Below are 12,555 nucleotides of genomic sequence, written 5' to 3' on the forward strand. Positions count from 1 at the left end.
CCCATTCGTTTCGGTCGCTGTTTATTCGTAGCCGTAGGCGCGCAGGCCCGCTTCGTTGTCGGCCCAGCCGCTCTTCACCTTGACGAAGGTTTCCAGATACACCGGGCCGTCGAACAGCTTCTCCATGTCATGGCGCGCTTCGGTGCTGATCTGCTTCAGCTTCGCGCCCTTCTGGCCGATGATCATCGCCTTGTGGCCGTCACGGTCCACCATGATGGTCGCGAACACGCGGCGCAACCGGCCTTCGGTCTCGAACTTCTCGATCAGCACGGTGCTCGTGTACGGCAGTTCATCGCCGGTCCAGCGGAACACTTTCTCGCGCAGGATTTCCGCCGCGAGGAAGCGCTCGCTGCGGTCGGTGAGATCGTCTTCGCCGTAGATCGGCTCGCCTTCGGGCAGATACGGCTTGAGCACGGTGAGCAGACGCTTGATGTCCTCGGGCTGCTTCGCCGCCAGCGGCACGATCTCGCGGAAGTCGCGCAAGGCCGACATCTGCTGCATGAACGGAAACAGCGAATCCTTGTCGCCGACCCGGTCGAGCTTGTTGGCGATCAGCAGTGTAGGCGTGCCGGGCGGAATCAGATCGAGCACTTGCTGGTCGTCGGGGCCGAAACGGCCGGCCTCGATCACGAACAGGATGGCGTCGACGGAAGTGAGCGTCGAGGTCACCGCGCGGTTCAGCGAGCGGTTGAGCGCGCCGCTGTGGCGCGTCTGGAAGCCGGGGGTGTCGACGAAGATGTACTGCGCGTCGCCGATGGTGTTGATGCCGGTGATGCGGTGGCGCGTGGTCTGCGCCTTGCGCGAGGTGATGCTCACCTTCTGGCCGACGAGCGCGTTCATCAGCGTCGATTTGCCGACATTCGGCCGGCCGACGATGGCGATCATGCCGCAGCGGAAACCGGGGGATACGGGAGTGTTCATAGTCGTGTGCAGCAAGGTTTCGTTGGAGCGCGGCGGAGCAAGCCGGGCCCGGGCGCGCGGCGGCGCGTGTCAGTGGCGTCAGTGACCGGCGTCGGCGGCGCGCGCGACGCGGCTCGCGGGCGCCTCGGCGGCGGTGCCTGCGTCCGCAGCCGGTTCGGTGTGCACGGCCTGCTCCGCCGTGGCCGCTTCGCTTTTCACGACTTTCTCGGGCTTGTGGATGACCGCGCGCTCGGGCTTGTCGGCGGCGGCGTACGCGCCCGCCGACGGTTCCACGTGCGTCGCCCGGATGACCGCGAGCGGCGGCGTGACTGCCGGACGTTCGTCGGCGGCATGCGGCACGCCGTGGCTACCATGCTGGCGCTCACGCCGGTCGGGCGAACGCAGGTCGAGCGCGGCCTGGATCCCGGTGACGCCGGGCACCACTTCCAGTTCGGCCAGCTTGGCCGAACGCGCGCCCTTGCGCTTCGGCTTGACGCCGAGCGTGGGCGCGGCGGCCGCCACTTCGTCGAGCGCCTTCTTGGCCGCGGCCTGCTCGGCCGCGCGACGGCTCGCGCCGGAACCGGACACCTTGACGTCGAGCTTGGGCACCGAGCATTCCACTTCGAACTGCTGGTTGTGCGCGGCGCCGTGTGTCGCGACGACGGTATAGGTCGGCAGCGCGATCTTGTGGCCTTGCAGATATTCCTGGAGCAGCGTCTTGGCATCCTTGCCGATGGTGCGCGGATCGATGTGATCCAGCACCGGCGTGTAGAGGCGCTTGATGACGGTCGCGGCGGCGTCGAAACCGCCGTCGAGGAAAATGGCGCCGAAAATGGCTTCGAGCGTGTCCGCCAGGATGGAGGGGCGACGGAAGCCGCCGCTGCGCAGTTCGCCTTCACCGAGCCGCAGCCCTTCGGAGACGTTCAGCGCCTGTGCAATCTCGTACAAAGACTGCTGCTTGACCAGATTCGCGCGGACGCGGGACAGATCACCTTCGTCGAGTTTGCCGAATCTTTGAAACAAAAGCGCAGCCACCACGCAATTTAGAACGGAATCGCCGAGAAATTCGAGCCGTTCGTTGTTCGTGGCACTGTGACTGCGGTGGGTCATCGCCTGGCGCAGCAATTCCGCATTGCGAAATTCGTACCGCAGCCGGCTTTCCAGCGGAGAAGAGGGCATGGAGAGAGTATAACGCGGGCGCGACGGGCGACGATTCCGTCATCCGCCGCCGGAAAACGCGCGCGGAGACGGTGTTAGCCGCGCTTCTTCACGCCGTTTCGAAGCTTTTGTTTTGATGTTTTCGACACGCCGGCTGCGTTGCATGACGAGCCGGCGCAACACGCGTCATTCGAACGAGCCGATGCGTTTCAGATTGCTGAAGTTCATCCAGATGAAGAACGCACGTCCGACGATGTTCTGGTCCGGCACGAAACCCCAATAGCGGCTGTCCGCGCTGTTGTCGCGGTTGTCGCCCATCATGAAGTAATTGCCCGGCGGCACTTTGCAGGTCACGCCCTGCGCGTTGTAGTTGCAGTTGTCGCGGAACGGGAAGTCTTCCGCGCCCATGATGTACGGCGGCACTTGCGGATTGTTCAGGATCGCGTTCTTGCGACCATTGCCGAGGTCTTCCATGAACTGCTTCGAATAGCCGATGCTTTCGCTGTCGAAATAATCGGGCATCGGCGTTTCAGGGACCGGCTTGCCGTTGATGGTGAGCTTCTTGTCTTCGTAGGCAACCGTGTCGCCCGGCAGGCCGATCACGCGCTTGATGTAGTCGACCGACTCGTCCTTCGGATAGCGGAACACGACCACGTCGCCCCGTTGCAGCGGACTGCCCTGCGTCATCTTGGTATTGCTGATCGGCAGGCGCAGACCGTACTCGTACTTGTTGACGAGGATGAAGTCGCCGACGAGCAGCGTCGGGATCATGGAGCCGGACGGAATCTTGAACGGCTCGATGATGAACGAGCGCACCACGAAGACAGCCAGGATCACCGGGAAAAAGCTCGCCGTGTATTCGAGCCACCACGGCTGGCGCAGCTTGTCGTCGCGCATGCGCGCGCGGGTCTGGTCGGCGTTCTCGTCGGCGAAACGCTCGCCCACGCGCTCCTGCTGGCGGTCGAATTCGGCGACCGCGGATTCGGCTGCGCGACGCCGTTGCGGCAGGAACACCAGCTTGTCGAGCACCCACGCAATACCCGTCAGCACGACGAGAATCAAAAGAATCAATGCAAAATTCATCAATCGCTTCCGGTTGTTATCGTTGTTTGCCCGACGGACGCGCCGCCGGGCGGAACGGCGCGGACGTCAATCGTCCACGCGCAGGATGGCCAGGAAGGCTTCCTGCGGAATCTCGACCGAGCCGACCTGCTTCATGCGCTTCTTGCCGGCCTTCTGTTTCTCGAGCAGTTTCTTCTTGCGCGAGATGTCGCCGCCATAGCACTTCGCCAGCACGTTCTTGCGCAGCGCCTTGATGTTCTCGCGCGCGATGATGTTCGAGCCGATGGTCGCCTGAATGGCCACGTCGTACATCTGGCGCGGAATCAGCTCGCGCATCTTCGACGCCACTTCGCGCCCGCGATACTGGCTCTGCGAACGGTGCACGATGACGGACAGCGCATCGACCTTGTCGCCGTTGATGAGCATATCCACTTTAACCACGTCGGCCGCGCGATATTCCTTGAACTCGTAATCCATCGACGCATAACCGCGCGACGTGGACTTCAGGCGGTCGAAGAAGTCGAGCACGATTTCCGCCATCGGGATTTCGTACGTGAGCTGCACCTGGCGCCCGTGATACTGCATGTTGATTTGCGAGCCGCGCTTGGCCGTACACAGCGTGATGACCGAGCCGACATATTCCTGCGGCATGTACAGGTTCACGGTGACGATCGGCTCGCGCACTTCTTCGATCTTCGGCGGTTCCGGCATCTTGGCCGGATTCTCGACCATGATCGTGGTGCCGTCGCTTTGCAGGACTTCGTAGATCACGGTGGGCGCGGTCGTGATGAGGTCCATGTCGAACTCGCGCTCGAGCCGCTCCTGCACGATTTCCATGTGCAGCAGGCCGAGGAAGCCGCAGCGGAAACCGAAGCCGAGCGCCTGCGACACTTCCGGCTCGAATTGCAGCGAAGCGTCGTTCAGCTTCAGCTTTTCGAGCGACTCGCGCAGCGCGTCGTACTGGTTGGCTTCGACCGGATAGAGGCCGGCGAACACCTGCGGCTTCACTTCCTTGAAGCCCGGCAGCGGTTCGGTTGCCGGACGGGTCGAGACGGTAACGGTATCGCCGACCTTCGCGGCCGTCAGTTCCTTGATGCCCGCGATCACGAAGCCCACCTGCCCCGCCGACAGCTCCGGCAGGTGCGTGGACTTCGGCGCGAACACGCCGACGTGCTCGACCGGATACTGCGCGCCGGTCGCCATCATCTTGATCTTGTCTTTCGGCCTGAGGACGCCGTTGACAATGCGCACCAGCATCACGACGCCGACGTAATTATCGAACCACGAGTCGATGATCAGCGCCTGCAACGGGGCTTCGGGATCGCCCTTGGGCGGCGGCACTTTCGCGATCAGCGATTCGAGGACGTCCGCCACGCCGAGGCCGGTCTTCGCGCTGCAATGCACGGCGTCGGTGGCGTCGATGCCGATCACGTCCTCGATTTCGGTGATCGCATTTTCGGGATTCGCCGCCGGCAGGTCGATCTTGTTCAGCACCGGCACCACTTCCACGCCCAGTTCGATGGCCGTGTAGCAGTTCGCGACGGTCTGCGCCTCGACGCCCTGGCTCGCGTCCACCACCAGCAGCGCGCCTTCGCAGGCGGACAGCGACCGGCTGACTTCATAGGAGAAGTCGACGTGTCCGGGGGTATCGATGAGGTTCAGGTTGTAGGTCTTGCCGTCACGCGCCTGGTAGGACAGCGCCGCGGTCTGTGCCTTGATGGTGATGCCGCGCTCGCGCTCCAGGTCCATCGAATCGAGCACCTGCGCTTCCATCTCGCGGTCGGACAAGCCGCCGCACAGCTGGATGATGCGGTCGGCGAGCGTCGACTTGCCGTGGTCGATGTGCGCAATGATCGAGAAATTACGAATATGGTCCATTCAGTGCCGCAAGCAGAAAAAGCGAAAAAGGCGCGCCCTCAGCAACGCGGAGCACGCCTTGAAAAATTCGGGGAAAACTTCGGCATTTTAGCCGATAACGGGTTCGACCCGCCGCTTTTCGGCACGCCGCGAGCGCAAGCGCTGCGTCATGCGCGGCGCGCAGCCAGTGCGGCGTCCACCGCTTGGGCATCGAGCCGGTAGTGGCACAGCTCGACGCCGTCGAGCACCAGCACGGGAACGAGCTCGTCGTAGCGCGCCTCGAGCGCCGGATCTTCGTCGATATCGATCCATTCAATCGCCGCGCCGTGCCGTGTTGCGATCGGCTCCAGCGCGGCGCGCATCTCCTCGCACAGATGGCACCAGGCGCGGCCGTAGAGCTTGAAGACCGACGCCGACATCGACAAGGCCCTGCTTACTTCTGCGCCGGCACGCGCGGACGCAGCGGCACGAACTGCGTGTTGTCGCCGCGCCGCACGAGCACCGCGATCATCTTGCTGGCGTCGAGATTCTGCGCGACCGCCTCGAACTGCTTCGCGCTCGTGATGTCGGTGTCGCCCACGCGCAGGACGATGTCGCCCTTCTGGAAGCCCGCGCGCGCCGCCGGACCTTCGACCGCGTCCACCTGCACGCCGTTGTTGAGCTTGAGCGTCTTCTTCTGCTCGGCAGGAATGTCGCTCACGGCGAGCCCGAGCGAATTGCTCGCGCGTTCCTTCGGCTGCGGCGTCTTCTTCTGCTCGGTCTTGGCGACCTTGTCCGGCTGCATCTCGGTCACGGTGATCGGCAGGTCGCGCGTCTGGCCCTTGCGCCAGACCGTGATCGTGGCCTTCGTGCCGGGCTTGGTGTCGCCGACCATGCGCGGCAAGTCGGTCGCGGTCTCGACGCTCTGGCCGTTGAAGCGGGTAATGATGTCGCCCGGCTGCACGCCGGCCTTGTCCGCCGGTCCGCCCGACTCGACGCTCGACACCAGCGCACCTTGCGCCTTCGGCAGCCCGAGCGAATCGGCGACATCCTTCGTCACCTCGCCGATCGCCACCGCGATGCGGCCGCGCGTCACCTTGCCCGTGGTCTTGAGCTGATCGGCCACGCGCATGGCTTCGTCGATCGGAATCGCGAACGAAATGCCCATGAAGCCGCCGGTGCGGCTGTAGATCTGCGAATTGATGCCGATCACCTCGCCCGCCATGTTGATCAGCGGACCGCCCGAGTTGCCCGGATTCACCGCGACATCGGTCTGGATAAACGGCAGGTAATCGCCCGTATCGCGGCCCTTCGCGCTGACGATGCCCGCGGTCACGGTGTTGTCGAGACCGAACGGCGAGCCGATCGCCAGCACCCATTCGCCGACGCGCACCTTGTTCGAATCGCCGATGGTGATGGCCGGCAGGTTCGTCGCGCTGATCTTCACCACGGCGACGTCCGTGCGTTCGTCCACGCCGATGAGCCGCGCCTTGAATTCGCGCTTGTCGGTGAGCGTGACGTAGATGGTGTCGGCGTCATCGACGACGTGGGCGTTGGTCATCACGTAGCCGTCGGTCGACAGGATGAAGCCCGAGCCGACGCCGCTGCTCTGCTCCGAGTTGTCCTGGTTGTCGTCGGGCGCGTTGCGGCTGCCGCCTTTGCCCTGGTCGCCTTGACCACTGCCGCCGTTGTTGCCGCCGCCGTTATTGCCGCCGCCACCGCCACCGCCCCGAGGCGGCTGGCCGGGCATCGGAATGCCGAAGAAGCGGCGGAAGAATTCGGACATGTCGCCTTCGTCCATGCCGGGCGGGAGGCCGCGCAGGTCACTGCCGGAACTGACGCGCGAGGTGGTGCGAATGTTCACCACGGAAGGGCCGACCTTGTCGACGAGCGTCGTAAAGTCCGGCAGATTCACCGTGGGCACCGCCGCCGCCGTTTGCGAGATGAACGGCAGGCACACGGCAAGCGCCGCGGCCGCGATGAACTTGCGCAGCGAGTAATGGCTCATGAGCGGGAGACCGGGGTCGGATTACTTGGAAGGCTTGTATTCTATGGTAGAAGCAAATTGCTGCAACGTGGCTTGCGGCACCTCGCCCAGCAAAGTGATCCAGAAATCCCCGCGCCGCTTCACCAGCACATGCGTGGCGCCGCTGTTTCCCGCCCCTTCCTTGCGCGTATTTTTCTCGACCGGCTCGACGAAGACCGAAATGGTCGCCAGCCCGTCCGAAAACACCGCCTGATCGACGGGGATCGGCGGCTGTCCTGGCTGGCTCGACGCCATCGGCCGGCGCAGTTCGCGAATCTTGCGGAACCCGGCGACGTTCGGCGTCAGCTGCCAGCCTTGCGCTTCCATGTCCACGGGTTGCACCGGCGGGCGGACAACCGTCCAGCCAGACGTGCTGCGGATGCCATTGGCGATCGGCGTCTTGTCGCCCGGGCCGCCAATCTTCACCTGCGAAAACGACAGCTGTTCGAGCACCTGGCCGTCGGCATCCAGCGTCTGGGCGCGCAACAGCAGGCCTGTCTTGGCGTCGGCCCAGAGCTTGTAGGCGAAACGATAGGCGTCTTTCGGATCGAGTTCGAGCACCGTGGTGTCGAGCCCCGCGACCCGGTCGTTGCCGAGCAGCTTCGGTTCGTAGGCGGCGAGCACCTGGGCGCCGCTCGTCGCGAGCAGGGCCGGGAAGGAATCGCGATTCTGCCGATGCTCGACCACCAGCAAATGACGCTCGGGCACGAACGTGAACATGTCGTCGTCGTGGCGCAGCATCTTGCGCGGCGCGCCGTCGAGACTTTCGAGCGATTCATATTCGCCGTCGCCGCGCGTGGCGACATGCGTGATGCGCGACGATTGCACCGTCGCGCCACGCTGGTAGACAAACGTGCCTTCGTAATTCTGCTGCTGCGCCGCTTCGTGGATGCGGTCGAGCAGCGTGGCGGCTGATTTGCGCGCGGCGGCGGGGTCGTTATCTTGCGCGAAACTGCCCGATGCCGCCGTCAACAACACGGCTGCGCAAAGCATGAATGCCGGCAGCCTTCCCCAATGGTTCGTTTTGTTCAACCGCACACTCGGCATCAAATTATTGGTCCTGCGAGGTAGCCGCCGCGCGAATCAAGGGCATCGAACCGGGCATTACAGGCTGTTGGGAAAACTGCTGGTGCGCTTCCAGGTACTGATCCAGATTGGCGTCGCGAATGATGTTCGCCTCGACGATCGGGGAGCGTGTGGTAGCCGCCGGCACGGATGCCATGGCCACGCGCTGCATCGAATCCGCCGGGGAGACGCTGGCCATCTGCGCGCCACCGTGGCTGTCCACGCCCTGCAACTGCGGCACGACAATCCACGTCAGCGTGGCGGCCGCCGCGGCCACCGCAAAAGCCGGCATCACGCGACGGCGCAGCAGGCCCCCGCGCGCTTTCGCCGCAGGCAGTGCCGCCGGGGCCAGCACATGCGCCTCGGCTTCGAAACGTTCGGAGAAGGCGGCCATGAACGCACTGCTGCGCGCCGGACTGACCGCGAGATCGTCGGAGCGCAGCGCGTCTCCGATCAGGTGATACGCCGACCACGCCGCGCGGTCGTCGTGTTTCAGTTCCGCGAGAAACTGGCCGAGGTTGCCCATTTCGTCGACGGACTCACCGTCGACGAATGCCGACATGCGTTCGCCGCGCGAACCTGCTTGCGTCTGATTCTGCACCGAGACCGACCCCATGATGCTCCCCATCTCTTTGACCCACACCCGTAGTGACACCAACTAACCCAGAAATCGCGTCCCTGCCCCGTGCTTGACCGCCGCTTACCAGCGCTTGCCTTCGGGAGTGTCCAACAACGGACGCAATTTTGCCGCAATGGCTTCGCGAGCACGAAAAATTCTCGATCTGACGGTGCCGATGGGGCAATTCATCATCTCGGCGATTTCCTCGTAACTCAACCCTTCGATTTCCCGGAGTGTGATGGCGGTGCGAAGCTCCTCGGGCAACAGCGCCATCGCAGCATTGACCGTCTGAGCGATCTGCTTGCTCATCAACATCGACTCGGGCGTGTTGATATCCCTTAGTTGGTCGGCGTCGGAGAAAGTTTCCGCTTCTTCGGCATCTGCTTCGGTAGAAGTGGGCGCCCGGCGCCCTTGCGTGGCAAGGTAGTTCTTTGCCGTATTGACGGCGATGCGATACAGCCAGGTGTAGAACGCCGATTCACCCCGGAATTGCGGCAGCGCACGATAAGCCTTGATGAAGGCGTCCTGGGCGACGTCCTCGACCTCGGCGGGGTCGCGCACGAGGCGCGAGATCAGTCGAATGATCTTGCGGTGGTACTTGGCGACCAGCAGTTCGAACGCGGCCTTGTCACCCTTCTGCACCCGTTCGACCAGCAGTTGGTCGATTTCTTTTTCGCTCACCTGGGAAATCCGTTTGACTTGGTCTGTTGCGCGGAGGGCTATTGTAACGGCCCCGCTTGTAAGGCAACTGGAACGCTCATCAGACGTTACAGTCGTTACAGGTGGGAAGCCGCGCTGCGGCGGGCCTGCACGGCGAGCAGGCGGAAGCTTTCGGGGTCAATGGCATCGGCCGCGACGAGCAGCGTTCCGGCCTTCCTGTGCGCGCTCGTCAGGCGCAGGGCGAGTAGCCACCCGCCCCATTGCGCGCAGCGCGTAATGCGCCGGTGAGAAATGGCGCCGTCCGTATGCCGGAGCGTGAGGCCGTCGCCATGCAGGTGCAGGGTCCTGGGCTGAGCACGCATCCATCGGTACGACGCCAGTCCGAGCACTGCTGCTGTCAGCGCGCACGCCACGGCTGCATGACCCGCGTGGCCCGTATGCGCCAGCGCGCACTGGAACACCGCGGCACAGGCAACCGCCAGAAAGCAAGCAAGAGCCGCGAGCAGAAAACGCGACGGCCGCAGCGGAATGCCCGGCGCGAAGCCGGTTTCCCGATGCGGCCGACGGACGCGCGCACTCGTCATCTCAGTTGCCCTGACAGCGCGCGCGGCGGACTCAGTGACGCTTGAAGACGAGCGAACCGTTCGTGCCGCCAAAGCCGAACGAGTTCTTCACCGCCACGTCGATCTTCATGTCACGCGCGGTATTGGCGCAGTAGTCCAGGTCGCACTTCGGATCCTGGTTGAAGATGTTGATGGTCGGCGGCGACACCTGGTTGTGGATGGCCAGCACCGTGAACACCGACTCCAGGCCGCCCGCGCCGCCCAACAGGTGGCCGGTCATCGACTTGGTGGAATTCACGACGGCCTTCTTCGCCTGATCGCCGAGCGCACGCGTGATGCCGATGGTTTCGGCAATGTCGCCGAGCGGCGTGGACGTGCCGTGCGCGTTGACGTAGTTCACTTCGTCGGGGTTGATGCGCGCGTTTTTCATCGCGTTGACCATCGCACGACGGCCGCCGTCGCCGTCTTCCGGCGGCGCGGTCATGTGATACGCGTCGCCGCTCATGCCGTAGCCGAGCACTTCAGCGTAGATCTTCGCGCCGCGCGCCTTCGCGTGTTCGTACTCTTCGAGCACCATCACGCCGGCGCCCTCGCCCAGCACGAAACCGTCGCGATCCGTGTCCCACGGACGGCTGGCGGTGGCGGGATCGTCGTTGCGCTGCGACAGCGCGCGCGCCGCCGCGAAGCCGCCGATGCCGAGCGGCGAGACCGTAGCCTCGGCGCCGCCGGCGATCATGACGTCGGCGTCACCGTATTCGATGAGACGCGACGCCTCGCCGATGCAGTGCAGGCCGGTCGTGCAGGCGGTGACCATCGAGAGATTCGGGCCTTTGAAGCCGAAGCGGATGGACAGATGGCCGGAGATCATGTTGATGATCGAGGCCGGCACGAAGAACGGCGAGATGCGGCGCGGGCCGCGATTGAGCAATTCGGTCTGCGTGACTTCGATCATCGGCAGGCCGCCGATGCCCGAGCCGACCACCACGCCCACGCGCTCCGCGTTGTCCTCGGTGATCTCGAGGCCGCTGTCCTGCATGGCCTGGACGCCTGCCGCGAAGCCATAATGGATGAACGTATCCATATGGCGCGCTTCCTTGGCGGGCATGTAGTCCTCGATGTTGAAGCCCTTCACTTCCCCCGCGAAACGCGTGGAGAAGTTCGTGGCGTCGAACTTCGTGATATTGGCGATGCCCGACTTGCCCGCGACCAGATTGGCCCAGCCGTCGGCAACGGTATTGCCGACAGGCGACACGAGCCCCAGGCCTGTAACAACAACTCGACGACGGCTCACGGTAACCCCTTATCCATAGAATGACGAAATACAAAAGCCACAGCGGCCACAGGAAACCGCCCTGTGTGCCCTGTGGCTTTCAAACTGGTCTTTGCAGCGACTGAGCATCTAGCTGTTCAGCGATGCGCCGCTGGCCTCAGTACCTCAGGCCTTGACGTTGGCGCGAGCGTAATCGATCGCTTGCTGAACCGTGGTGATCTTCTCGGCTTCTTCATCCGGAATTTCCATGCCGAATTCGTCTTCGAGCGCCATCACCAGTTCCACGGTATCGAGCGAGTCAGCGCCCAGATCGTTCACGAACGACGCTTCGTTCTTGATTTCAGCTTCCGCCACGCCGAGTTGTTCGGCGACGATCTTCTTCACGCGCTGTTCGATGTTGTCCATGCAGCCCTCCGAGGGGAAAAAAGTTCAAAAATACGAGTGCGCGCATTTTATCAGGTTTGGACCCGCAAAATACGGCGCTTCAGTTCCATGCTCCGCTGTCCGGCGCGCTGCTTCAAGCGGGCTGCCGGGGCTTCGCGATGATTCCTTGCCGCCGCGCGGCAGCGGTGCGCACGATGCCTTGCAGAGCACAGTGCGCGCCCGTCCGGCGCGGATATTAAGCGAAAACGCGCAAAATTCCTATTCAACCTTACATGTACATGCCGCCGTTCACGTGCAGCGTCGTGCCCGTGATATAGCCGGCGTACGGCGAGGCCAGGAATGCCACAGCATGCGCGATATCTTCCGGGCTGCCCAGTCGGCCAAGTGGTATGGATGCGGTGAGCGCGGCACGCTGCTCTTCGGGCAGCACCTTGGTCATGTCGGTGTCGATGAAACCCGGCGCGATGCAGTTCACGGTGATGCCGCGGCTGCCGATCTCGCGCGCCAGCGCCCGCGTCATGCCCGCGACGCCGGCCTTGGCGGCCGCGTAGTTCGCCTGGCCGGGATTGCCCGACGAACCGACCACCGATGTGATGTTGATGATGCGGCCGCCGCGCGCTTTCATCATCGGGCGCAACACTGCGCGCGACAAACGGAAGACTGCGCGCAGGTTGGTGTCGATGACGGCGTCGAACTCGTCGTCCTTCATGCGCATCGCAAGCTGGTCCTTCGTGATGCCCGCGTTGTTCACGAGCACGTTCAGGCCGCCGAATTCCTTCACGATGCCGTCGATGAAGGCGTCGCCCGCTGCGTCGTCATTGACGTTCAGCACCGCGCCGCGGCCCTTGCCGCCCGCCTGCGCCAGCGCCTCGCCGATGCTCGCCGCGCCGCTTTCGCTCGTGGCCGTGCCGATGACCGTCGCGCCCTGCTTCGCGAGTTCGAGCGCGATCGCCCGTCCGATGCCGCGCGACGCGCCCGTCACGACGGCTACTTGCTTTTCCAGGCTCATGGT

13 protein-coding genes are annotated in these 12,555 nt (G+C 64.0%); all 13 read right to left on the bottom strand.

Features of this window, described 5'->3' with window-relative positions:
* Window positions 1-21 precede the first annotated feature (21 nt).
* A complete protein-coding gene (gene era, locus QCE88_RS12080) occupies window positions 22-921 on the bottom strand; it encodes a GTPase Era (protein WP_409018084.1) in 900 nt (299 codons plus the stop codon).
* A 78-nt stretch (window positions 922-999) separates the two neighbouring features.
* Complete coding sequence (gene rnc / locus QCE88_RS12085) at window positions 1,000-2,079, bottom strand: ribonuclease III (RefSeq protein ID WP_309902116.1); 1,080 nt, start codon at window positions 2,077-2,079, stop codon at window positions 1,000-1,002.
* Window positions 2,080-2,244: 165 nt separating this feature from the next.
* Window positions 2,245-3,141: a signal peptidase I gene (lepB, locus tag QCE88_RS12090; RefSeq protein WP_309902118.1), complete on the bottom strand. Its 897-nt coding sequence runs from the start codon at window positions 3,139-3,141 to the stop codon at window positions 2,245-2,247.
* Between the two features lie 66 nt (window positions 3,142-3,207).
* The gene (gene lepA / locus QCE88_RS12095) at window positions 3,208-4,998 is read right to left on the bottom strand and encodes a translation elongation factor 4 (protein WP_309902120.1); all 1,791 of its coding nucleotides are present in this window, start codon (window positions 4,996-4,998) and stop codon (window positions 3,208-3,210) included.
* 146 nt (window positions 4,999-5,144) lie between these two features.
* Window positions 5,145-5,396 carry a glutaredoxin family protein gene (locus QCE88_RS12100; RefSeq protein ID WP_309902122.1) on the bottom strand — a complete coding sequence of 84 codons (252 nt, stop codon included), beginning with the start codon at window positions 5,394-5,396 and terminating at the stop codon, window positions 5,145-5,147.
* Window positions 5,397-5,410: 14 nt separating this feature from the next.
* Window positions 5,411-6,964 (bottom strand): DegQ family serine endoprotease, encoded by a 1,554-nt coding sequence (locus QCE88_RS12105; RefSeq protein ID WP_309902124.1) that lies wholly within the window; start codon window positions 6,962-6,964, stop codon window positions 5,411-5,413.
* Window positions 6,965-6,985: 21 nt separating this feature from the next.
* A complete protein-coding gene (locus tag QCE88_RS12110) occupies window positions 6,986-8,029 on the bottom strand; it encodes a MucB/RseB C-terminal domain-containing protein (RefSeq protein WP_309902126.1) in 1,044 nt (347 codons plus the stop codon).
* 4 nt (window positions 8,030-8,033) lie between these two features.
* On the bottom strand, window positions 8,034-8,663 hold the full coding sequence (locus QCE88_RS12115; protein ID WP_309902128.1) for a sigma-E factor negative regulatory protein: 630 nt from the start codon (window positions 8,661-8,663) through the stop codon (window positions 8,034-8,036).
* 84 nt (window positions 8,664-8,747) lie between these two features.
* Entirely contained in the window at window positions 8,748-9,347 is a 600-nt protein-coding gene (gene rpoE, locus QCE88_RS12120) for an RNA polymerase sigma factor RpoE (protein WP_016345879.1), read from the bottom strand.
* A gap of 95 nt (window positions 9,348-9,442) precedes the next feature.
* The gene (locus QCE88_RS12125) at window positions 9,443-9,910 is read right to left on the bottom strand and encodes a protein YgfX (protein ID WP_309902130.1); all 468 of its coding nucleotides are present in this window, start codon (window positions 9,908-9,910) and stop codon (window positions 9,443-9,445) included.
* Between the two features lie 31 nt (window positions 9,911-9,941).
* On the bottom strand, window positions 9,942-11,180 hold the full coding sequence (gene fabF, locus QCE88_RS12130; protein ID WP_309902132.1) for a beta-ketoacyl-ACP synthase II: 1,239 nt from the start codon (window positions 11,178-11,180) through the stop codon (window positions 9,942-9,944).
* A gap of 144 nt (window positions 11,181-11,324) precedes the next feature.
* The gene (acpP, locus tag QCE88_RS12135; protein ID WP_004197638.1) at window positions 11,325-11,564 is read right to left on the bottom strand and encodes an acyl carrier protein; all 240 of its coding nucleotides are present in this window, start codon (window positions 11,562-11,564) and stop codon (window positions 11,325-11,327) included.
* Window positions 11,565-11,811: 247 nt separating this feature from the next.
* Window positions 11,812-12,552: a 3-oxoacyl-ACP reductase FabG gene (gene fabG / locus QCE88_RS12140; RefSeq protein ID WP_309902134.1), complete on the bottom strand. Its 741-nt coding sequence runs from the start codon at window positions 12,550-12,552 to the stop codon at window positions 11,812-11,814.
* Window positions 12,553-12,555: the final 3 nt, after the last annotated feature.

The organism is Caballeronia sp. LZ035 (assembly GCF_031451175.1).
GTDB lineage: Bacteria > Pseudomonadota > Gammaproteobacteria > Burkholderiales > Burkholderiaceae > Caballeronia.

Excerpts from the sequence above, each read along its gene's own strand:
- era (WP_409018084.1), bottom strand. The coding sequence starts at position 921 with ATGAACACTCCCGTATCCCCCGGTTTCCGCTGCGGCATGATCGCCATC.
- rnc (WP_309902116.1), bottom strand. The coding sequence starts at position 2,079 with ATGCCCTCTTCTCCGCTGGAAAGCCGGCTGCGGTACGAATTTCGCAAT.
- lepB (WP_309902118.1), bottom strand. The coding sequence starts at position 3,141 with ATGAATTTTGCATTGATTCTTTTGATTCTCGTCGTGCTGACGGGTATT.
- lepA (WP_309902120.1), bottom strand. The coding sequence starts at position 4,998 with ATGGACCATATTCGTAATTTCTCGATCATTGCGCACATCGACCACGGC.
- QCE88_RS12100 (WP_309902122.1), bottom strand. The coding sequence starts at position 5,396 with ATGTCGGCGTCGGTCTTCAAGCTCTACGGCCGCGCCTGGTGCCATCTG.
- QCE88_RS12105 (WP_309902124.1), bottom strand. The coding sequence starts at position 6,964 with ATGAGCCATTACTCGCTGCGCAAGTTCATCGCGGCCGCGGCGCTTGCC.
- QCE88_RS12110 (WP_309902126.1), bottom strand. The coding sequence starts at position 8,029 with ATGCCGAGTGTGCGGTTGAACAAAACGAACCATTGGGGAAGGCTGCCG.
- QCE88_RS12115 (WP_309902128.1), bottom strand. The coding sequence starts at position 8,663 with ATGGGGTCGGTCTCGGTGCAGAATCAGACGCAAGCAGGTTCGCGCGGC.
- QCE88_RS12125 (WP_309902130.1), bottom strand. The coding sequence starts at position 9,910 with ATGACGAGTGCGCGCGTCCGTCGGCCGCATCGGGAAACCGGCTTCGCG.
- acpP (WP_004197638.1), bottom strand. The coding sequence starts at position 11,564 with ATGGACAACATCGAACAGCGCGTGAAGAAGATCGTCGCCGAACAACTC.
- fabG (WP_309902134.1), bottom strand. The coding sequence starts at position 12,552 with ATGAGCCTGGAAAAGCAAGTAGCCGTCGTGACGGGCGCGTCGCGCGGC.